Origin of the sequence: Variovorax boronicumulans (assembly GCF_030812215.1) — a bacterium.
GTDB lineage: Bacteria > Pseudomonadota > Gammaproteobacteria > Burkholderiales > Burkholderiaceae_C > Variovorax > Variovorax boronicumulans_C.
The window spans coordinates 231,489-250,818 of the sequence record NZ_JAUSSG010000004.1; the positions used below are offsets into that span (position 1 = coordinate 231,489).

Here is a 19,330-nt window from a genome sequence, read left to right on the forward strand (position 1 = left end):
TTGGCCGCCGGAAATGAAGTCCTTGGCCCGCAAGTGGCTTGTACCAGGGCATGAGCAAGACCATCAAACCAACGCACCGTGCCGTAGCAACGAGCGCCGAGGCGGCCTTCGGCGAGGTCGTTAAGCTGATCAAGGGTGCGCGGCAGCGGATTGCCAGGGTAGCGAATGCCGAAGTGATCGAGCTGTACTGGCACATCGGCCAATACCTTCATCAGCGTATCGAGGCCGATGGCTGGGCCAAGGGAACCGTCGAGCAACTGGCGGCCCACATCGCCCAGCGTGAGCCGGGCCGACGCGGCTTCTCGGCTCAAAACCTGTGGCGCATGCGGCAGTTTTTTCAGGCATACCCGCAGAGCTCAAAACTCTCAACATTGTTGAGAGAAATTCCTTGGTCCTCGCATCTGCACATCCTCAGCCGCACCAAACGCGAGGAGGAGCGAGAGTTCTACTTGCACATGACAGTGCGACAGGGATGGCAAGTGCGCGAAGTGGCGCGGCAGATCGACGGCGGCCTGTTCGAGCGGGCCGTGCTGCACCCGCCCAAAGCCTCAACAGCGTTGAAAGAAATGCAGCCGCAGGCGGTACAGCACTTCAAGGACGCCTACCTGCTGGACTTTCTGGCCTTGCCCGACCCGCATTCCGAGGCCGAATTGCACCGCAGCCTGCTGATGAACCTGGGCCGTTTCCTTACCGAGCTGGGGCGCGACTTCTGCTACATCGGCAGCGAGTACCCGGTGCAGGTCGGTGGCCAGGACTTTGCGCTAGACCTGCTGTTCTTCCACCGTGGCCTGAACTGCTTGGTGGCCATCGAGCTGAAGGTCACCGCCTTCGAGCTCGAACATCTGGGCAAGCTGAACTTCTACCTGGAAGCGCTGGACCGCGATGTGAAGAAGCCGCACGAGAACCCGGCCATCGGCCTGCTGCTGTGTGCCAGCAAAGATAGCGAGGTGGTGAAGTACGCGTTGAGCCGCACCCTCTCGCCCGCGCTGGTGGCGCAGTACCAGACGCAATTGCCCGACAGGCACATGTTGGCGGCCAAGCTGCATGAGTTTTATGCACTGAGTGCGCCGGAGATCGTGACGCCCAAAGCGCGTAAGAGGAAGGCGCGCAAGGGGTGATCGGAAAACTCGAAGCCGTACGCCAGAACCTGACGCGCTTCGCTCCGAGTTGCGTGCATCACAATCTTCCGCACTATCAATATGCGGACACCGCTCGCCGGAGGAACTGAAGATGGCTTACCTGAAAGAACTCAAGGTCACGTTCACGCGCAAGCGGGTGGACGACGACCTTCTGAACAAACCCGTGGAGAGCCCCGGACAGGTGTTCGCGCTGTTCAAGGACATGCAGGACGAGACCAAGGAGAAGGTCGTCGTGCTGCATTTGAATCCGCAGTTGGAGATTCTTTCTTATGAGGTGGCGGCGATTGGGTCGGCTACTGCGACGCTGATGGAGCCGGTGGAGATTTATCGGAACGCGATGCTTGCAAGGGCGAGTTCATTGATCGTGGTGCACAACCATCCTTCAGGGCACTGCAAGCCTTCGGAGGCGGATATCAGCATTGCGTTGAAGCTGCATGAACTCGGGGAGATTCATGGGATGCCGCTGCAAGATTTCATCATCATCGGTGATGGCAAGTACGGTAGCTTTCGTGAACAGGGGCGACTCTAATATCCGAAAATGCTTCTTCAATAAGAATCTCTCCCCAATCTCTCCAATGGGCATATCGTGATTCGCGACCATTCGCGGCACTCAAAAGTAGTCACTCTTATTTTTATCAACGAATTGAAAGGCATGGAGCATGTTGACGCGCGATGTGAGAATGGCGGCCGAAAAATTCGATGCATTTATTGAAGCAGATAATCCTTTTCTAAAGGCCATTGAGCAGCTTGCAAATTGGGCAAACGGAGCTGAAGAAATTGTGGCGAAAATTGCCACCGCGCCAGGGGCAAATGAAATTAACTCTGCCGCATCAACCTTGCATACGTACGTGGGACGTACTCCAAAGGTAACTCGTGAAATTGATGTTGAAGGCTTCTTTTCCAGCTCCTCTCAATTACACGAGCTTCTTAGCACACTTTTTCCTTCGACAGAACCCAATAGGGCAGTCGACGAACTGGTCAATGAATTAGCTGCTTTGCGACGTCTTTTCAGCGTCTATATCGCTCATCAATCTAGTGCGAGCGCATTGCCTCTTCTGAGAGCTGCAACCTCATTCAACGCGGAGCTTAAAAATTTCCAGAAAGGGCTCAGTAGCCTCGCAATACAGTTGGCGCCCGATGTTGAGCGCTCCGAGGACGAGGATGAATTGTGCTTGGCTTTTTATTCAACGCAAACACTTCACTCTTTCGGGGAAAAAATTAAGGCGCTTGAAGATCTCTACGAACTTCTAGCGAAAATTTTTCGCATAGACATTGAATTTTATCCATTACGAATCGCCAAGATCGAATCTGGCTCCATGTGGATTGAATTGATTGGCCATGCAGCGATAGCGGGCGCAATAGGGAAAATTTTGCTGGAGGCGGCAAAATTCGGCCATCGAAACTACACCCGCGAAGGACTAATTGCTGGCACAAAAGCATCTTCCGAGCAGATCGATGCCATTGTTGCGACGATTCAGAAACTAGAAGCCGTAGACGTCGATGCAACCGAAATGAAGGAAGGTTTGCGAGATGCTGCAACCAATATTGCGTTGAAGCTCAATTCCCTTATGGAGCACGAATCCAGTTTCGTTGTGGGAACGCGCGAGGTCCATATGGATATACCAAACCTCTCCGGCTGGCGGAGATTTCAACTGCAGCGCCCGCAATTAAGGATTTCATCAAGCCATAAGGATAGCGAAAATCCTTTGCTGCCAGGACCACCCAAAGAGAATTAGCCCTATCGCTTTTTCTAGGCGGCTTCATCATCAAGAAAATGGGCCGTTCAAGACAAAGAAATATTTTTCTTTTGATCAACCCAAAATCGCCTCAATCCTTCGCCGTGAATTGATTTAATTCTGGATAGATTGCCTGAAGTCATTTTCGACGCTTTTGAACAACCCAAACACATGGATCCAGCATCATCTTCCAGATGTCACGCTCGATCCTGTGGCTCCGCAGCAGACAAGCCGTTGGCACGGAGATCACGTTCCGGCCGATCCCTCCGAAACGGGCCGCTTCGAAACCCATCGCATAGCGACAGTTCGGAGCAAGAGATCTCCGAGACATCCGCCTCGGCGTTGCCCCGAGCGCCCACCAACGGCCAGCACGCCGCCATTGGCGATCTTTGCCGCCTGAACGAGATTGGCCAGCGATGCCGATCGGCATCGACGTCGTTTTTCTGCCATTGATCGCCGACGCTCCGGCTGTGTCTACGAAGCTCAGTCCGCACGAGTACCCGTGTTACTCCGCCCGCGCGAGCGACGCCACGGGCGAGACTTGAGCATCAATCAATCCAGCGAAACATTCGCCTTCCGAATCACATCCCCAAACCGCTGCGTCTCGCTCGCCACAAACTGATCAAACTGCGCCCGAGTCGTCGGAAACGGCTCGTACCCGAAGCTCTTGAACTTCTCCAGCACATCGGGTTCCGCCAGACCCTTCTCGATGTCGCGCTTGATCTTCTCGGTCACCGACGCGGGCAAGCCCTTCGGCACGGCAATCGCGTTCCAACCGATCACCTCGAAGCCCTTGGGGCCGCCCGATTCGGCGACGGTCGGCACGTCGGGGAAGGCGGCGTTGCGCTGGGGCGCGGCCACGGCCAGAAAGCGCAGCTTGTTGGCGCGCTGCAGCGGGCCGGCGGTGGCGCTGCTGCCCAGCGCAAAGGCCAGCTCGCCGGTCGCGACCGACGTGTAGAGCTGCGTGGTTTCCTTGTAGATGATGTGTTCCATCTGCGTGCCGGTGGCCGACTCGAAGAGCTCCGAGCCCAGGTGCACCGGGTTGCCGACCGACCATGAGCCGTAGTCGAGCTTGCCGGGGTTGGCCTTGGCGTCGGCAATCAGGTCGCCCACGGTCTTGTACTTGCTGTTGGTGGCAACGGTGAAGAAGAAGTACGTCTTGAAGAGGGGCAGCAGCGTGTCGAAGTCCTTGGCGCTGTCGTAGGGCAGCTTCTTGAAGAGCGCCGGGTACGCGGCCAGGTGCACGTTGTCCAGAACGATGATGTCGTGGCCGTCTTTGGCGCCGCGCTTGAAGGCATCGATGGCGATGAAGCCGTTGCCGCCCGGGCGGTTCTCGACCACGACCGGCTGGCCCCACGCACGCGAGAGCTTGTCGGCCACGAGACGGGCAACGCCGTCGGGGCCGCCGCCGACCGGGAACGGCGTGATGATGCGCACGGGCTTGGTCGGGAAGGCCGCCTGTGCCGATGCGGTGGCGGGCGCCAGCGCTGCGGTGGCGAGCGCGAGTGCTGCCGCCACGCCGATGGCGCGACGCGTTGTATTCGTGTTCTTCATCTCTCTGATCCTCTTCTTTCGGTTCTCTTGGTTTGAAACTTGTTCTCTGCCCGTGCGATGCGGGCTGCGCGGCGACTGCGTGATTGCTGCTACTGCGCCGTCGCGCCCGAGCTCTTGACGATCGCGGCCCACTTCTCGCTCTCCCGCGAGATGAGCGCCGCGTACTCGGCGGGCCCGCCGAGCAAGGGCACGGCGCCTTCCACGTCGAGGCGCGACTGGAATTCCTTCTCCCCCGCCACCTTGAGCATCTGCGCCGAAAGCTCCTTGACGAGCGCATCGGGCGTGCCGCGCGGCGCGAGGAGGCCATAGGTGAGGGTGCTTTCGAAACCCGCGAGTTCGCGCAGGCCCGACTCGGCCACGGTGGGCACGTCGGGCAGCGACGGCAGGCGCTTGTCGCCGGTGACGGCAATGGCGCGCAGCCGTCCGCCTTTGACGAGCGCGAGCGCGGGCGGGATGACGCTGAACATCATCTGCACCTGCCCGCCCGTGAGGTCGGTGAGCGCGGGGTTGGTGCCTTTGTAGGGAATGTGATTGAGCCTGGTGCCGGTGCGCTGCGCGAAGAGTTCGCCGGTCAGGTGGCCGCCGGTGCCGCTGCCGCTCGATGCGTAGTCGAGCATGCCGGGCCGCGCCCTGGCTTCAGCGACGAGGTCGGCCACGCTGCGCACCTTCGATGCGGCGGGCACCACGAGCACGAGCGCGGACGAAGCGAACATCGCGACGGGCACGAGGTCTTTGCGCGCGTCGAACCTCAGGCCCTTGTAGAGCGCGGGGTTGATCGACACGGTGCCGGTGTGGCCGAGCAGGAGCGTGCTGCCGTCGGGCGTGCTGCGCACGACCTGCTCGGTGCCGAGGTTGCCGCCCGCACCAGGCTTGTTGTCGACGATGACGCCGGACTTGCGCAGCTCGCCGAGGCCCTTGGCCATCTGGCGCGCGAACACGTCGTTGCCGCCGCCGGCCGCGAAGGGCACGACGATGCGGATGGGCCTGGCATCGGCCTGCGCATGCGCGGGAAGCCCCGCCGCCGCGAGCAGGCCCAGCAGCAGCTCGCGTCGCGCGAGCGTCATCAGACGCGTTCCAGGATCACGGCAATGCCCTGCCCCACGCCGATGCACATGGTGCACAGCGCGTAGCGGCCGCCGCCCTTGTGCAGCTGGTTCACCGCGGTGGTGGCCAGGCGTGCGCCGCTGGCGCCGAGCGGGTGGCCGAGCGCGATGGCGCCACCGTTGATGTTCACGCGCGCGTCGTCGTCCTTCAGGCCCAGGAGGCGCAGCACGGCGAGGCCTTGCGCGGCGAAGGCTTCGTTGAGTTCGATGACGTCGATCTGGTCGAGGGTGAGGCCGGTGAGCGCCAGCACCTTTTGCGTGGCGGGCGCGGGGCCGATGCCCATCACGCGCGGCGCGACACCGGCGGTGGCCATGCCGACCACACGAGCGCGGGGCGTGAGGCCGTGCTTCGCGGCGCTGGCTTCGTCGGCCAGCAGCAGCGCGCAGGCGCCGTCGTTCACGCCGCTGGCATTGCCCGCGGTCACGGTGCCGTCGGGGCGCACGACGCCCTTGAGCTTGGCGAGGGATTCGAGGCTGGTCTCGCGCGGGTGCTCGTCCTTGTTGACGATGATCGCGTCGCCCTTCTTCTGCGGCACGCTCACGGGCACGATCTCGGCATCGAAGAAGCCGGACTTCTGCGAGGCTACGGCGCGCAGCTGCGAGTTGAGCGCCATCAGGTCTTGCGCTTCGCGCTCGATCTTGTAGTCGGTCGCCACGTTCTCGGCCGTCTCGGGCATCGAGTCGACGCCGTACTGCGCCTTCATGAGCTTGTTGACGAAGCGCCAGCCGATGGTGGTGTCGTACACCGCGTTGTTGCGGCTGAAGGCGCTCTCGGCCTTGGGCATGACGAAGGGCGCGCGGCTCATGCTCTCGACGCCGCCGGCGATCATCAAACCGGCTTCACCGGCGCGGATGGCGCGGGCTGCGGTGCCCACGGCATCGAGGCCCGAACCGCACAGGCGGTTGATGGTGCCGCCGCCGATTTCGAGCGGCAGGCCCGCGAGCAGCGCCGACATGCGCGCGACGTTGCGGTTGTCTTCGCCGGCCTGGTTGGCGCAGCCGTAGAGCACGTCGCTCACGGCTTGCCAGTCGACGTTCTTGTTGCGTTCGATCAGCGCCTTGAGCGGCACTGCGCCCAGGTCGTCGGTGCGCACGCTGCTGAGCGAGCCGCCGTAGCGACCGAAGGGGGTGCGAACGGCGTCGCAGATGAAGGCTTGGTTGGTCATGTGCTGTGTCTCTTTGATTGATTGAATGAGCGGATCAGGCTGCGATCGGCAGGCCGACGAGCTTCTCGAGTTCTTCGCGGGTGAGCCCTTCGACGAGGTCTACGAGCTTCAAGCCCTGCGGCGTGCATTCGAGCGTGGCGAGGTCGGAGTACACGCGCTTGACGCAGCCGATGCCGGTCAGCGGATAGGTGCATTCCTGCACCAGCTTGCTCGTGCCCTGCTTGGTGAGCAGGTCCATCATCACCCAGGTCTGCTTGGCGCCGATGGCCAAATCCATCGCGCCGCCAACGGCGGGAATGGCGTCTTTCTCGCCGGTGTGCCAATTGGCGAGGTCGCCGGTGGCCGAGACCTGGAATGCGCCGAGCACGCAGATGTCGAGGTGGCCGCCGCGCATCATCGCGAAGCTGTCGGCGTGGTGAAAGAACGAGCCGCCCGGCAGCAGCGTGACGGGCTGCTTGCCGGCGTTGATGAGGTCATAGTCTTCCTCGCCGGCCTCGGGCGCGGGGCCCATGCCGAGGATGCCGTTCTCGCTTTGCAGGATGACCTCGCGGCCCTGCGGCAAGTGGTTCGCCACGAGCGTGGGCTGGCCGATGCCGAGGTTGACGACGGCGCCGTCGAAGATGTCCTGCGCGACGCGGGCGGCGAGTTGGTCCTTGGTGCGACGTGTGTAGGTCATGGTCATGCTGCCTTCTTGAAACCGCCGGCTTGCGTGGCGACACGTTCGATGCGCACCACCTGGTGCACGAAGATGCCCGGGGTCACGACGGTCTCGGGGTCGAGGGTGCCGAGCTCGGCAATGTCGTGCACGGTGGCGATGGTCTTCTTCGCGGCCATGGCCATCACCGGGCCGAAGTTGCGCGCGGCCTTGCGGTAGACCAGGTTGCCCCAGCGGTCGCCGCGCTCGGCCTTGATGAGCGCCACGTCGCCGTGGATGGGGTACTCGAGCACGTACTGCTTGCCGTTGATCTCGCGGGTTTCGCGGTTGCCCGCGAGCTGCGTGCCGTAGCCGGTGGGGCAGAAGAAGGCGCCGATGCCCGCGCCCGCGGCGCGGATGCGTTCGGCGAGGTTGCCCTGGGGCACGAGTTCGAGTTCGATCTTGCCGCTGCGGTAGAGCCCGTCGAACACCTGGCTGTCGGCCTGGCGCGGGAAGCTGCAGATGATCTTGCGCACGCGGCCGGCCTTGAGCAGCGCCGCGAGGCCGGTCTCGCCGTTGCCGGCGTTGTTGTTGACGACGGTGAGGTCCTTGGCGCCCTGCTCGACGAGGCCGTCGATGAGTTCGCCGGGAATGCCGGCGGTGCCGAAGCCGCCGATGAGAACCGTGGCGCCGTCGGGGATGCCCGCGAGGGCATCGGCGACCGAGCGCGCGATCTTGTTGATCATGAAGCTTGTCTCCGGGTGAATCGAAAGGGGATCGAAAACGGGACGACTCAAATTGTTCGTATACAGAACATTTGTTCGTATAATGAATTCTAGAGAGGATCGCTCACCATGGCAACCCAGCCCCCCAACACCCATCACACCGAAACACCCGCCCCCGGCGACAGCTATGTGCAGTCGTTCGCGCGCGGCCTGCAGGTGATCCGCTCGTTCAGCGAGAGCGCGCCGCGCCAGACGCTGAGCGAGGTCGCCGCGGTCAGCGGGCTCACGCGGGCGGGTGCGCGGCGCATCCTGCTCACGCTGCAGGCGCTGGGCTATGTGGTGACCGACGGCAAGCTCTTCACGCTCACGCCGCGCATCCTCGACCTGGGCTTTGCGTATCTCTCGTCGATGCCGATCTGGAACCGCGCCGAGCCGGTGATGGAGGCGCTGGTGCAGCAGGTGCAGGAGTCGTGCTCGGCCGCGGTGCTCGATGCAACCGACATCGTCTACGTGCTGCGCGTGCCGACCAAGAAGATCATGCACATCAGCCTGGGCGTGGGCTCGCGACTGCCGGCGTACTGCACGTCATTGGGTCGCCTGCTGCTGGCCGACCTCGAAGACGACGAAGTGCGCGCGCGGCTCGAAGCTTCGAACATCGAGGCGCTCACCAAGCACACGGTGACCGACATCGATGCGCTCATGGCCAAGGTCGCGCAGGCGCGCAAGCAGCAGTGGTGCCTGGTGAACCAGGAGCTCGAAGAAGGCCTCATCTCCGTGGCCGCGCCCATCGTCGACAAGCAGGGCCGCATGGTGGCCGCGCTCAACATCAGCGGGCAGGCGAACCGCACCAGCGCGAAGGTGATGCAGGAGACGATGCTGCCGGCGCTGATCGATGCGGCCAAGCAGGTCTCGCGGCTGCTCTAGGCAACTCGCGCACAGCGGCCCAAGGCGGGAAACACCGCGGAACCGGCTTCGCCGGGCCGCAGGTGTTGCCCCCGGTAGGGGGAAGGAGAAGCGACACGAAGTGCGCGAAGCCTGGGGGCGAGTCAAGCCTCCGAGCGGATGCCCTTCATGATGATCACGCCGCCCAGCCGCGCCGTGTCCGCGCGCATGCGGCGGGCCAGCGCCTCGGTCGTGCCGGGCTGCGCCTGCCAGCCGGTCTTGAGCAGCGCCTGCGCCACGTCGGGCATGCTGGTCACTTCGACCAGCGCCGCGTTGAGCCTGGCGACGGCGTTCTTGCTCATGCCCGCGGGCGCGGCCAGCGCGGTCCAGATTTCGAGGTCGGCGCCGCGCACGTCCGCATCGCGGATGGTGGGCAACTCGCTCGCCAGCGGGCTGCGCTCGGGCGAGGTGACGCCAATGGCCTTGAGCTTGCCCGACTTCAGGTGCGGCAGCGCCAGGCCCGGCGGCAACAGGGCCAGCTGGATCTCTCCGGCAAGCAGGCCGGCGATCACCTGGGGGTTGCCGGTGTAGGGCTTGTGCTGCGCGGTGATGGCGGCGCGGCTCTTGAGGAGTTCCATGCCCAGGTGGCCCACGGTGCCCACGCCGGGCGTGCCGTACTTGCCGCCGGCGCCCAGGTTGCGCGCCCACAGCAGGAAGTCGGCCGGCGTCTTGCCGGCGGCGTTGCCCGACACCGCGAGCACCAGCGGCGCGGTGCCGACCATGCCGACGGGCGCGAAGTCTTTTTCGGGATCGAACGGGATCGCGGGATTCAGCAGCTTGGCGATGGTGAGGTTGCCGTTGATCAGCGCGCCGACGGTGTGGTCGTCGGTCGCCTTGGCCACCTGGTCGGCCACGAGGTTGCCGCTGGAGCCGGGCTTGTTCTCGACCGTGACCGGCTGGCGCAGGATCTTCGAAAGCGGCTCGGCGATGGCACGGGCCGCGAGGTCGGGCGAGGCACCGGCGGGAAAGCCCACGAGGATGCGCACGGGCTTGGTGGGCCATGCGGCTTCGCCGGCCGCCGGCTTCTGCTGGGACCACGCGCCGGGCGCGAACAACGAGGTGGCAACTGCCGCGGCGCCGCCTTCGAGCAAGCGGCGTTTGGTGATCATCAAGGGAGACTCCAGAGCGATGAAAGAAGTGATGAAATGTCACCACATTGTTTCAAACGTTACAGGATCGTGCTGCACCGCGCAAGTCCGAAGGAGGTTCACGCGGGGCCATTTCGCGTCAGGCGACAGCATGTCATCTGCGTGGTGAAGCCCCGAGCAATCGCCGCTGCGTCGGAAAAAGCGACCAGCCCCAGCGCTGCTGCGCGTAGCCCCAGAGGCCCTGCTTGAAGAACAGCGTGACGAGGATCGCAAGCAGCCCCAGCCCCAGCAGATACCAGGTGCCGTAGTCGCTCAGGAACTTGTTGAGCGCCCAGAAGATGAGCGCGCCCACCAGCGGCCCTTCGATGCGGCCGATGCCGCCGATGACCACCATGAAGATGGCGAAAGCCGTCCAGTTGACGCTGAAAGCCGCATCGGGGCTGATGCGCAGGTTGCCCACGAAGTACAGCGCGCCCGCGAGCCCCGCACCGAAGGCCGCGACCACATACACCGCGAGCTTCATGCGCGCGACCGGAATGCCCTGCGATTCGGCCGCCACTTCGTTGTCGCGAATGGCCAGCAGCGCGAGCCCGCGCTTGCTGCGCAAGAAGAGGTACACGAGCGCGATGGCCGCGACCACGCAGGCCAGCGCCATCCAGTAGGTGGTGCGCTCGCGCGTGGCCTTCTCGATGCCGCGCAGCGCGGTGAGCGTGGTCCCCGAGCCGCCGCCGACCGCCGACACGTTGGCGAAGCTCAGGCGGAACACCTCGGCGATGACCCAGGTGCCGATCGCGAAGTACCCGCCCGACAAGCGAAACGCGACGAACGACACGGGCACCGCGACGAGCCCCGCAGCCAGCGCGCCCAACGGGATCGCCACGAACGGATTGACGCCCGCGAAGTTGCCGAGCATCAGCATCACATAACCGCCGAAGCCGAAGAAGGCCTGCTGCCCGATGCTCACCATGCCGCCGTAGCCCGCGAGCAGGTTCCACATCATCGCGAAGATGAAGTAGCAGGCGATCTCGACGAACTCGCGCATCCAGCTCGATTCGCCCCAGAACGGCAAGCTTGCGGCAATCAGTACGAGCGCGATGCCGGTGATGAGCGCGGTGCGGCTCGCGGCGGTGGCGCGCTCGACGGCGATGAGGGGTGGGGGCATGTTCGTCATCCGCGTGTCTTTGGAAAAAGGCCTTGCGGCCGCAGCACCAGCACGACCAGGAACACGATGTGCCCGAACCAGATGCCCCAGCCCGGGTCGAGCCGGAAGCCGATCTGCTGCGTGATCCCCAGGATCATCGCGCCGGCCAGCGTGCCCCAGAACGAGCCCATGCCGCCGATGATCACGGCCTCGAAGGCGAAGAGCAGCAGCAGCGGGCCGTCCGAAGGCGACACCGTCGTGCGCATGCCCTGCAGCGCGCCCGCGACGGCGATCAGCACGAAGGCGATGGCGGTCGCGAAGGCGTAGACCTTCTTTGCATCGAGCCCCATGAGCTCGGCGATCTCGCGGTCGTCGGACACGGCGCGGAACGACCGGCCCAGCGCGGTGCGCGCAAAGAGCCATTGCAGCGCGCCCGTCGCAACCACTGCGATGGCCAGCACGATCAGCGGCAGCACGCCGAGCGAGAGCGATTCGCCGAGCGCCAGGCCCTGTGTGTTGAGCCCGTTCGTCTCGATGGCGCGCGGATCGGCAGAGAACAGTTCGAGCAACAGGTTCTGGATGACGATCGACAGGCCGAAGGTGACGACGAGCGATGGCAGCGGGTCTTTGCCGAGCGTTCCATTCAGCACGTAGCGCTGCAGCGCATAGCCGAATGCGAAGGCGATGGGCAACACCGCGAGCGCGACGAGCCACGGCACCGCATCGCCCGCGAGCGACACGCCCGCAATGACGGCGAACGCGCCGAGGATGATGAAGTCCCCCTGCGCCGTGTTGGTGAGCCGCATGACCCCGAACATCAGCGACTGGCCGAGCGCGAACAGCGTGTAGAGGCCGCCGAGCAGCACGCCCTGTACGAGGGTTTCAAGCATGCGCCGCCTCCATGCCGAAGTAGGCCTCTGAGATCTGCTCGCGCGTGAGATCGGCGGACCTGCCTTCGAGCGACACGCGCCCTTCCTGCAAGCAGTAGATGCGCTGCGACACCTGCCGCGCCATCGTCACGTCCTGCTCGACGATGACCACCGTCATGCCCTCGCCGGTGATGGTGGGCATGGCGGCATAGATCTCGCGGATGACGATGGGCGCAAGGCCGAGCGAGAGCTCATCGCACAGCAGCACCTCGGGGTTGCTCATGAGCGCGCGGCCGAGCGCGACCATCTGTTGCTGGCCGCCCGAGAGCGAGGTGCCGGGGTTGTGACGCTTCTCGGCGAGGATGGGGAACAGCGCGTAGAGACGCTGCAGGTTCCACGGCCCCTTGCGGCGGGCGGTGCCGCCCATCAGCAGGTTCTCTTCGACGCTGAGGCTGGGAAAGAGGCGGCGGCCTTCGGGGACCATGGCGAGGCCGCGGCGGACGATTTCGCCGGGCGGCATGCCGCCCATCGGTTCGCCTTTGAAAAGGATCGCTTCGCGGGGTGCTCGCACGAGGCCGGTCAGGCTCTTGAGGAATGTCGATTTGCCCGCGCCATTGGCGCCGATGATCGCGACGAGTTCGCCGGCGGCGAGCGAGAAGTCGATGCCGAAGAGCGCCTGCGCATCGCCGTAGAAGGCTTTCAGGGCGTGGGTGGTGAGCAGTGGCGCGCTCATGCTTCCATCCCCATGTACACGCGCCGCACTTCCGGATCGTTCATCACCGCGCGCGGTTCGCCCTCCGCCAGCTTCTGCCCGAAATTGATGACGAACAACCGGTCCGCCAGCGACAGCAGCGCATGCACCACGTGCTCGATCCAGATCATCGTCACGCCGCGCGCCTTGATGCGCTTGAGCTCATCGACCAGCACCGCGGCCTCGGGCTCGGTGAGCCCGCCTGCGATTTCGTCGAGCAGCAGCAACTGCGGCTTCGTCGCCAATGCACGCGCCAGTTCGAGGCGCTTGCGGTCGAGCAGCGTGAGCCCGCCAGCCGGCTTGTTCGCATGCGCCATCAAGCCCGTCTGCTCCAGCACTTCGTGCGCCGTGCGCCAGGCCTCGCGCTCGGTCTGCTGTCCGCCGAAGCAGGCCGCGGTCACGAGGTTCTCGAACACGCTCATGTTGCCGAACGGCTGCGGCACCTGGTAGCTGCGGCCGATGCCCGCGTGGCAGCGCTGGTGCGGCTTGAGCCGCGTCACGTCGCGGCCCGCGTATTCGACGCGCCCCGCATCGACGCGCGCGTCGCCCGAGATCAGGTTGAACAGCGTGGTCTTGCCCGCGCCGTTCGGCCCGAGGATGCCCAGCGTCTCGCCCTCGGTCACCGCGAGCGAAATGTCGTCGGTGACCTTGAGCGCGCCGTAAGCCTTGCTCACGGCATGCAGTGCCAGCAGCGCCATGACGTCAGAGCAGCCGCAGCGTGCCGCCGGCCGGAATGCTCCTGGCCGCTTCGTTGTTCACGATGGTGAGCTCGACCTTGTACTTCTTGCCCTTGCCCCACTGGCCGAGCACGAGCGGCGTCTTGCTCACGTTCTTGAACGGCCCCTGCCCGCCCCATTTCACCGGGCCGACCACGGAGTTGATCGAGGTCGACGCGACGGCGTCGCGCACGTCGCCGGCCTTCAGCGACTTGGCGCGCGACAGCGCATTCGCCGCCACTTCGAACAGCGCATGCGCGAAGCCGATGGGCTGCGTCCACTGCTTCTTCGCACCGGCTTCGTAAGCATCGGCCAGCGCCTTCGCGCTCTGCTGCGTGAGGCTCGATGTGAACGGATGCGACGGGCTCCACCACACCTCGGTCGAGAGGCCGTCGCCCAGGTCGCCCAGCGCCTCGATCGCGCCGGGGAACAAGAGCGCCTTGCCCAGCGTGATGACCTTGGGCTTGAAGCCCTGCTGCCGCGCCTGCGTGAGGAAGGTCTTGGCATCGGGCGGAATCACCACGCCGGTGACGATCTCCACGCCCTCTTTCTTGAATGCCGCGATCTGCGCGCTGAAGTCCTGCGTGCCGTTCTGAAAGCGACCCGGGTCGGTGAGCGTGAAGCCCATCTGCGCGAGCGGTTTGGGAAAACCCAGTTCCTTGTCGCCCCACGCATTGCCGTCGCCGTCGTTCGGGAACAGGCCGCCGACCTTCTTGTTGGTGGCGAGCGTCTTCCAGCCGTTGGTGTAGTTGGCGATGACGTCTTCGAGCCCCCAGAACAGGTGGTACGTCCAGTTGAAGCCTTTCGCCGGATCGCCCTTGCGGCCGAAGAACCACGGCTGCCACGGCACCACGCTGGAGATGCACGGCACCTCGTTGAGTTCGCACGCATCGCTCACCGGGTTGGCGGTTTCGGGCGTTCCTGCCGTGAGCACCAGCGCAACCTTGTCCTTCAGGATCAGGTCGTTGGCCACCTCGCCCGCGCGGTTGGGGTTCGACTGGCTGTCCTTCAGCACGATCTGCACCGCGTACCTCTTGCCGCCGACGCTGATGCCGTCCTTGAACGCGGTCTTCATCTGCTCGATGACCCACTTGTCCGCTTCGCCGAAGGGCGCGAGCGGGCCGGTCTGCGGCGAGACATAACCGATCTTGAGCGTGTCGGCCGCGAACACCAGCGGTGCCGCGCCCGAGGCCACGAGTGCGGCGGTGGCCTGCGTGAACTGTCTGCGATTGAATGTCATGGTTGTCTCCGTCTCGTGTTTGTGTTTGTGGTGCCGCCTGAACGGGGCCGGTCAGCGCGCGAAGTGCGGCGGTATCTGCGCGTCGACGTTCACCCACACGCTCTTGACCTGCGTGTATTCGCGCATCGCGTCGAACCCCATCTCGCGGCCATAGCCGCTCTGGCCGACGCCGCCGAAGGGCGAGCCCGGGTTCACGCGCTTGTAGCTGTTGATCCAGACCATGCCGGCGTGCAGGTCGCGCGCGACCTTGTGGGCGCGCTGCAGGTCGCGGGTCCAGAGGCCGCTGCCCAGGCCGTAGTCGGTGCCGTTGGCAATCTGCATCGCCTCTTCGTCGTTCTTGAAGGTGAGCACGGTGACGAAAGGGCCGAAGACTTCTTCCTGCGCGACGCGGTCCTTGTACGACTTCGCGCGCATCACCGTGGGTTCGACATAGCAACCCTGGGCAAGATCGCCGCCGGGCGACTTGCCACCCGCAAGCAGTTCGCCGCCCTCACCTTGCGCCACTTCCACATAGCTCAGAACGCGCTCGCGGTGCTGCGCACTCGTGAGGGGACCCATCTCGGTCGCATCGTCGAGCGGGTTGCCCAGGCGAATCGACTTCGCGAGCGGAATGAACTGCTCGAGGAACGCATCGGCGATCTTCTCGTGCAGCATGAGCCGCGAGCCCGCGATGCAGGCCTGCCCCTGGTTGTGAAAGATGGCCCAGGCGCTGCCATTGACGGCCGCCTGCAGGTTCGCATCCTCGAACACGATGTTCGGACCCTTGCCGCCGAGTTCGAGCTGCACCTTCTTCAGGTTGCCCGCGCTGGCCTGCACGATGCGCCGGCCCGTCGCGGTGCTGCCGGTGAAGGCGATCTTCGCGATCTCCGGATGCTCGGCGACGTACTGGCCCGCGACGCTGCCCAGGCCCGGCAGCATGTTGACCACGCCGGGCGGCAGGCCCGCCTCGGCCATCAGCTCGGCGATGCGCAGCGAACTGAGCGGCGTGATCTCGGCCGGCTTCATCACGATGCAATTGCCGGCCGCGAGCGCGGGCGCCATTTTCCAGCTCGTGAACATCAGCGGGAAGTTCCACGGCACGACCTGGCCGACGATGCCCACGGGCTCGCGCAGCGTGTAGTTGAGGAAGCCCTCCTCCACCGGAATGGTCTCGCCCTGGAACTTGTCGGCCATGCCGCCGAAGTAGCGGAAGCACGCCGCCGTGCGCGGCACGTCGAGGCGGCGCGAATCGCGGATCGGATGGCCGGTGTCCAGCGATTCGAGGCGGGCGAGTTCTTCGCCGTTGGCCTCGATGAGGTCGGCGAGCTTGAGCAGGATGCGGCCGCGGTCGGCGGCGGCCATGCGGCTCCATTTCGGGAACGCGCGCTTGGCGGCGGCGACGGCCTTGTCGACGTCGGCCTTGCCCGCAAGCGCGACATCGACGATGGGCGTGTTGTCGTGCGGGTTGAGCGTGGCGAGGGTCTCGCCGGATTCGGCATCGACGAAGCGGCCGTCGATGAAGAGCTGGTGGCGGATGGATGGCGCAGGCATGAGTTTCCTCTCCCTCCCCGCGAAGGGGAGAGTTGGATGGAGCGTTGGGGGGCGAAGGGAAAGAAGGCCGGTCAGAACTGGACCGGGATCTCCGGGCTCTCGCCCTTCTGGATCTCGTAGACCAGGCTGGGCGAGCCGTTCTCCCACACCAGCAGCATCGAGCGCTTGGGGCTGAAGCCCTGGTGGCGGCAGTACGCGGGCATGGCGGCCATGTCGCCGGCCTTCATGATCACGCGGGCCATGGGCTTGCCGGTGTTCTTGTCGCCGCAGTCCCAGTGGATCTCGTCGGTCATCTGGAAGAACCACTCGACGCGGTCGTTGCCGTGGATGATCGGCAGGATGTGCTCCTCGGTCGTCGGGCACATGTAGCTGTGCTTCACCACCGAGGTGAAGCTCGGGTTCCACGTGACCTGCGAGCGGCTCAGGAAGCCGAAAAGATTGAAGGCATGCACCTCGTTCTCGAAGCCGGGCTCGGGGTGCAGTTCGGGCTGGGCCTGCGGCACGTCGGCGAAGGCGCGGTTGATGGGCGCGCCGCGCTCGTCGCTGCGCAGGTCGAGGTCGCCCTTCAGGCCCACGCAGCGCTTGGCGAGCTCGCGCGCCCTCGTGATCTTGGCGGTGTTGTTGCCGCTCTTGCGGCCGTAGGGCGAGCCGGTTTCCTGCGGCGCACTGAAGGGGTCGAAGCTCTCGTTGGTCCAGTCGTCGAGCATCGCCTCGAAGGTGGCGCGGATCTGCGCGGTCGGAAAGTTCTCGAGCAGGTCGATGCCCGCGTCCTTCATCGTGCCGTTGAAGCTGCCGGCATAGAGGTCGACCGAGTCGTAGTGGTTGACGGTGCCGAACACGTCGTCGAAATTGACCCAGCCGTAGAAGAAGCCCCAGGCCACGTCGCGCATCAGTGCGCGCAGGTAGTTGCCGGCGTCCATGGTGTGGCTCATGGGCCGGCCGTCGCGGGTCTTCCAGCCGATGTGCACGAAGTATTCGTCGCGGCGAAAGCGGAAGCTGCCAAGCGAAAAATCCTTGTAGCCGAGCGTGGCATCGGGCTGCGATGCGATCACGCGGGCGAGTTCTGCGGGTGCGTTCATGGTGCTTTCCTCATCTGGTCTTGAATGTTCAAGTGCCGTGTCTTTCGTGGAACACCGCGGAACCGGCTTTGCCGGGCCGCTGGTGTTGCCCCCGGTAGGGGGTTGGCGAAGCGACACGAAGTGCGCGAAGCCTGGGGGCGAGTCAATGTGCCTGGCAGATGTCGGCCCACTTCTCTACCGAGAGATCGCCCTTGCAGCTTTGCAACACGATCACGCCCGGCTCGCCGGCGGTACGGAATTGGTAGGCGGTGTTCTTGGGCAAGAGACCCTGGTGGCCGCGCGAGAGCTTCATCCAGCCCATCTTCTTGCCCTGCGGTTCGCCCTTCACGAGCACGGCGCCGTTCTTCTCGGCGTCGGCGACAGCCTGGCTGGCATCGAGCTGCACGAGGTGCACTTCGACTTCGCCATCCATCACCAGCGCGAACTCGTCGTGCGCGCAGGTGAACCAGGGCGAGGTGCCTTCGGCGCGCAGCGTCTCGAGCACGTAGATCTGGTTCTGGCCGAAGACGACCTTCTCGTACGGCTTGCTGGTGCTCGCGATCTCGAAGCAGTTGGAGAACGCGTAGTGGCGCACGTCGTCGTCGATCGGCTCGACGTGGCCTTTCTCGAAATGCTTGAGCGATCCGAAGCGGGTCTTGTAGGCAGTGGAAGCGGGGGCGGTCATGGTGTCGTCTCCTTGGATGGACGAACTCTAGAAGCCATGCGGCCGCGCCGGTAGGGACCAGTTTGGAAGAGGATTATTCGGAGTCTCCGAACAATCGACCGGGTTTACCCGGGATCGCTATCCACTCGATCGGCTGAATTCGATCAGCTCCGCCGGGATCATTCCGCGCTCGATCAGCGTGGCGTCCCACGGCGGCACGCGGGTGAATCGCGTGGCGATGTGCTCGATGAACAGGCGCAGCTTGAGCGCATTGCGCGAGGTGCCCGCATACACCGCGCTCAGCGAGAACGACGAGAGCTGGTGCTCGGCCAGCACCACGCGCAGGTCGCCGCGCGCAATCGCATCGCCCGCCACCAGCGTCGGCAGGCAGACGATGCCGGCGTGCTCCAGCGCGTATTCGCGCAGCAGGTGCACGCTGTTGGTCAGCAGCGCCGCCGCAAGGTAGATGGTGGTCTGCTCGCCGTTGTGATGAAAGGTCCAGCGGTCGCGCGTGGGGTAGCCCGAGTACAGGCCCAGCTTGTGGCGGTGCAGCTCGCGCGGCGTGGCGGGCGTGCCGTGCGCTTCGAGGTACGCGGGCGTGGCGCAGAGCAATCGACGCACCGGGAACAGCGGCCGCGACACCAGCTCCTGCGAGGCCGCGGGAAAGATCTGCAGCGCGCAGTCGACGCCGGCCTTCACCGGGTCGGCCACCGCGTCGCTCACGATCAGCTCGAGGTGGATGTCGGGGTAGTTCGTCTGGAACTCGCGCAGCAAGGTGGCGAAGCGGCCGAGCACCATGCCGGTCAGCGCATGAACGCGCAGCGTTCCCGAAGGCGTGCCGCGCGCATCGCGCATCTGGTCGACGATGTCGTTCGCGCGGCCGACCAACTCGGTGCAGTCGCGCAAGAACGCCTGGCCCATGTCGCTGAGCCGGACCACCCGCGTGCTGCGGTGGAACAGCGGCGCGCCGAGGAACTCTTCGAGCTGCTTCACGCGCGTGGTGACCACCGAATTGGCGACCCGCAACTGGCGCGCGGCCTCCGCAAAGCTCTGGGTCTGCGCGACACGAACGAAAGTTTCAATGCTTTGGAGGCGGTCCACGGCGGCACTGTACTGCGCGGGCCTGCTTTTTGCGTCCGGGAACGGGGTGCCCGGCGCCCCATGGGGGAAAGCCCGGAGCCGGCCGTTGCAGGCAAGACGAAAGGCCGTCATCGCTGTTTCGGAAGGTTACCCGCCCCACTTACAATGCCTGCCGCCCAACCTGCTGCGTTATC

At 64.8% G+C, this 19,330-nt stretch carries 19 protein-coding genes; 4 read left to right on the forward strand and 15 right to left on the reverse strand.

The annotated features are described in order from the left end of the window. The first annotated feature begins 50 nt into the window (after nucleotides 1-50). The 3 genes from J2W23_RS13065 to J2W23_RS13075 all read left to right on the forward strand — a co-directional run bounded on the left by J2W23_RS13065 (nucleotide 51) and on the right by J2W23_RS13075 (nucleotide 2,875). Nucleotides 51-1,118 (forward strand): PDDEXK nuclease domain-containing protein, encoded by a 1,068-nt coding sequence (locus J2W23_RS13065; protein ID WP_307649037.1) that lies wholly within the window; start codon nucleotides 51-53, stop codon nucleotides 1,116-1,118. A 112-nt stretch (nucleotides 1,119-1,230) separates the two neighbouring features. Beyond that, nucleotides 1,231-1,668: a JAB domain-containing protein gene (locus tag J2W23_RS13070; RefSeq protein WP_307649038.1), complete on the forward strand. Its 438-nt coding sequence runs from the start codon at nucleotides 1,231-1,233 to the stop codon at nucleotides 1,666-1,668. 130 nt (nucleotides 1,669-1,798) lie between these two features. Next, nucleotides 1,799-2,875 (forward strand): hypothetical protein, encoded by a 1,077-nt coding sequence (locus tag J2W23_RS13075; protein ID WP_307649039.1) that lies wholly within the window; start codon nucleotides 1,799-1,801, stop codon nucleotides 2,873-2,875. A 552-nt stretch (nucleotides 2,876-3,427) separates the two neighbouring features. Here J2W23_RS13075 and J2W23_RS13080 read toward each other — a convergent pair. The 5 genes from J2W23_RS13080 to J2W23_RS13100 form a co-directional block, all read right to left on the reverse strand. Continuing rightward, entirely contained in the window at nucleotides 3,428-4,429 is a 1,002-nt protein-coding gene (locus J2W23_RS13080) for a Bug family tripartite tricarboxylate transporter substrate binding protein (protein ID WP_307649040.1), read from the reverse strand. Nucleotides 4,430-4,518: 89 nt separating this feature from the next. Further along, nucleotides 4,519-5,493, reverse strand: coding sequence for a Bug family tripartite tricarboxylate transporter substrate binding protein (locus tag J2W23_RS13085; RefSeq protein WP_307649041.1), 975 nt, complete (start codon nucleotides 5,491-5,493; stop codon nucleotides 4,519-4,521). Further along, a complete protein-coding gene (pcaF, locus tag J2W23_RS13090) occupies nucleotides 5,493-6,698 on the reverse strand; it encodes a 3-oxoadipyl-CoA thiolase (protein ID WP_307649042.1) in 1,206 nt (401 codons plus the stop codon). The genes J2W23_RS13085 and pcaF overlap by 1 nt, the downstream gene beginning before the upstream one ends. A 34-nt stretch (nucleotides 6,699-6,732) precedes the next feature. After that, the gene (locus J2W23_RS13095) at nucleotides 6,733-7,380 is read right to left on the reverse strand and encodes a 3-oxoacid CoA-transferase subunit B (RefSeq protein WP_307649043.1); all 648 of its coding nucleotides are present in this window, start codon (nucleotides 7,378-7,380) and stop codon (nucleotides 6,733-6,735) included. After that, a complete protein-coding gene (locus tag J2W23_RS13100; protein ID WP_176659149.1) occupies nucleotides 7,377-8,078 on the reverse strand; it encodes a 3-oxoacid CoA-transferase subunit A in 702 nt (233 codons plus the stop codon). The genes J2W23_RS13095 and J2W23_RS13100 overlap by 4 nt, the downstream gene beginning before the upstream one ends. A 108-nt stretch (nucleotides 8,079-8,186) precedes the next feature. On the opposite strand from J2W23_RS13100, the gene J2W23_RS13105 reads away from it, so the two are divergent. Beyond that, nucleotides 8,187-8,981 (forward strand): IclR family transcriptional regulator domain-containing protein, encoded by a 795-nt coding sequence (locus J2W23_RS13105; RefSeq protein WP_307649044.1) that lies wholly within the window; start codon nucleotides 8,187-8,189, stop codon nucleotides 8,979-8,981. Nucleotides 8,982-9,103: 122 nt separating this feature from the next. Here J2W23_RS13105 and J2W23_RS13110 read toward each other — a convergent pair whose 3' ends face one another. The 10 genes from J2W23_RS13110 to J2W23_RS13155 form a co-directional block, all read right to left on the reverse strand. Beyond that, a complete protein-coding gene (locus J2W23_RS13110) occupies nucleotides 9,104-10,111 on the reverse strand; it encodes a Bug family tripartite tricarboxylate transporter substrate binding protein (protein ID WP_176659147.1) in 1,008 nt (335 codons plus the stop codon). Nucleotides 10,112-10,241: 130 nt separating this feature from the next. Then, nucleotides 10,242-11,249 carry a branched-chain amino acid ABC transporter permease gene (locus tag J2W23_RS13115; protein ID WP_307649045.1) on the reverse strand — a complete coding sequence of 336 codons (1,008 nt, stop codon included), beginning with the start codon at nucleotides 11,247-11,249 and terminating at the stop codon, nucleotides 10,242-10,244. Nucleotides 11,250-11,254: 5 nt separating this feature from the next. Continuing rightward, nucleotides 11,255-12,118: a branched-chain amino acid ABC transporter permease gene (locus J2W23_RS13120; RefSeq protein ID WP_307649046.1), complete on the reverse strand. Its 864-nt coding sequence runs from the start codon at nucleotides 12,116-12,118 to the stop codon at nucleotides 11,255-11,257. Next, nucleotides 12,111-12,830, reverse strand: a complete 720-nt coding sequence (locus J2W23_RS13125; RefSeq protein WP_307649047.1) for an ABC transporter ATP-binding protein — start codon at nucleotides 12,828-12,830, stop codon at nucleotides 12,111-12,113. Before J2W23_RS13125 ends, J2W23_RS13120 begins: the two co-directional genes overlap by 8 nt. Next, on the reverse strand, nucleotides 12,827-13,546 hold the full coding sequence (locus J2W23_RS13130) for an ABC transporter ATP-binding protein (RefSeq protein WP_307649048.1): 720 nt from the start codon (nucleotides 13,544-13,546) through the stop codon (nucleotides 12,827-12,829). Before J2W23_RS13130 ends, J2W23_RS13125 begins: the two co-directional genes overlap by 4 nt. Nucleotides 13,547-13,550: 4 nt before the next feature. Continuing rightward, nucleotides 13,551-14,804, reverse strand: a complete 1,254-nt coding sequence (locus J2W23_RS13135; RefSeq protein ID WP_307649049.1) for an ABC transporter substrate-binding protein — start codon at nucleotides 14,802-14,804, stop codon at nucleotides 13,551-13,553. 51 nt (nucleotides 14,805-14,855) lie between these two features. Then, nucleotides 14,856-16,319 (reverse strand): aldehyde dehydrogenase family protein, encoded by a 1,464-nt coding sequence (locus J2W23_RS13140; RefSeq protein ID WP_307649234.1) that lies wholly within the window; start codon nucleotides 16,317-16,319, stop codon nucleotides 14,856-14,858. An 86-nt stretch (nucleotides 16,320-16,405) separates the two neighbouring features. Then, nucleotides 16,406-17,413, reverse strand: coding sequence for a hydroxyquinol 1,2-dioxygenase (locus tag J2W23_RS13145; protein ID WP_176659140.1), 1,008 nt, complete (start codon nucleotides 17,411-17,413; stop codon nucleotides 16,406-16,408). Between the two features lie 142 nt (nucleotides 17,414-17,555). Beyond that, nucleotides 17,556-18,077 carry a hydroxyquinol 1,2-dioxygenase gene (locus tag J2W23_RS13150; protein WP_176659139.1) on the reverse strand — a complete coding sequence of 174 codons (522 nt, stop codon included), beginning with the start codon at nucleotides 18,075-18,077 and terminating at the stop codon, nucleotides 17,556-17,558. 117 nt (nucleotides 18,078-18,194) lie between these two features. Continuing rightward, nucleotides 18,195-19,157, reverse strand: coding sequence for a LysR family transcriptional regulator (locus tag J2W23_RS13155; RefSeq protein ID WP_176659138.1), 963 nt, complete (start codon nucleotides 19,155-19,157; stop codon nucleotides 18,195-18,197). Between the last annotated feature and the right edge of the window lie 173 nt (nucleotides 19,158-19,330).

Coding starts and splice junctions, on each gene's coding strand:
- J2W23_RS13100 (WP_176659149.1), bottom strand. CDS start 8,078: ATGATCAACAAGATCGCGCGCTCGGTCGCCGATGCCCTCGCGGGCATC.
- J2W23_RS13125 (WP_307649047.1), bottom strand. CDS start 12,830: ATGAGCGCGCCACTGCTCACCACCCACGCCCTGAAAGCCTTCTACGGC.
- J2W23_RS13120 (WP_307649046.1), bottom strand. CDS start 12,118: ATGCTTGAAACCCTCGTACAGGGCGTGCTGCTCGGCGGCCTCTACACG.
- J2W23_RS13150 (WP_176659139.1), bottom strand. CDS start 18,077: ATGACCGCCCCCGCTTCCACTGCCTACAAGACCCGCTTCGGATCGCTC.
- J2W23_RS13065 (WP_307649037.1), top strand. CDS start 51: ATGAGCAAGACCATCAAACCAACGCACCGTGCCGTAGCAACGAGCGCC.
- J2W23_RS13085 (WP_307649041.1), bottom strand. CDS start 5,493: ATGACGCTCGCGCGACGCGAGCTGCTGCTGGGCCTGCTCGCGGCGGCG.
- J2W23_RS13115 (WP_307649045.1), bottom strand. CDS start 11,249: ATGCCCCCACCCCTCATCGCCGTCGAGCGCGCCACCGCCGCGAGCCGC.
- J2W23_RS13105 (WP_307649044.1), top strand. CDS start 8,187: ATGGCAACCCAGCCCCCCAACACCCATCACACCGAAACACCCGCCCCC.
- J2W23_RS13075 (WP_307649039.1), top strand. CDS start 1,799: ATGTTGACGCGCGATGTGAGAATGGCGGCCGAAAAATTCGATGCATTT.
- pcaF (WP_307649042.1), bottom strand. CDS start 6,698: ATGACCAACCAAGCCTTCATCTGCGACGCCGTTCGCACCCCCTTCGGT.
- J2W23_RS13070 (WP_307649038.1), top strand. CDS start 1,231: ATGGCTTACCTGAAAGAACTCAAGGTCACGTTCACGCGCAAGCGGGTG.
- J2W23_RS13135 (WP_307649049.1), bottom strand. CDS start 14,804: ATGACATTCAATCGCAGACAGTTCACGCAGGCCACCGCCGCACTCGTG.
- J2W23_RS13130 (WP_307649048.1), bottom strand. CDS start 13,546: ATGGCGCTGCTGGCACTGCATGCCGTGAGCAAGGCTTACGGCGCGCTC.
- J2W23_RS13095 (WP_307649043.1), bottom strand. CDS start 7,380: ATGACCATGACCTACACACGTCGCACCAAGGACCAACTCGCCGCCCGC.
- J2W23_RS13145 (WP_176659140.1), bottom strand. CDS start 17,413: ATGAACGCACCCGCAGAACTCGCCCGCGTGATCGCATCGCAGCCCGAT.
- J2W23_RS13080 (WP_307649040.1), bottom strand. CDS start 4,429: ATGAAGAACACGAATACAACGCGTCGCGCCATCGGCGTGGCGGCAGCA.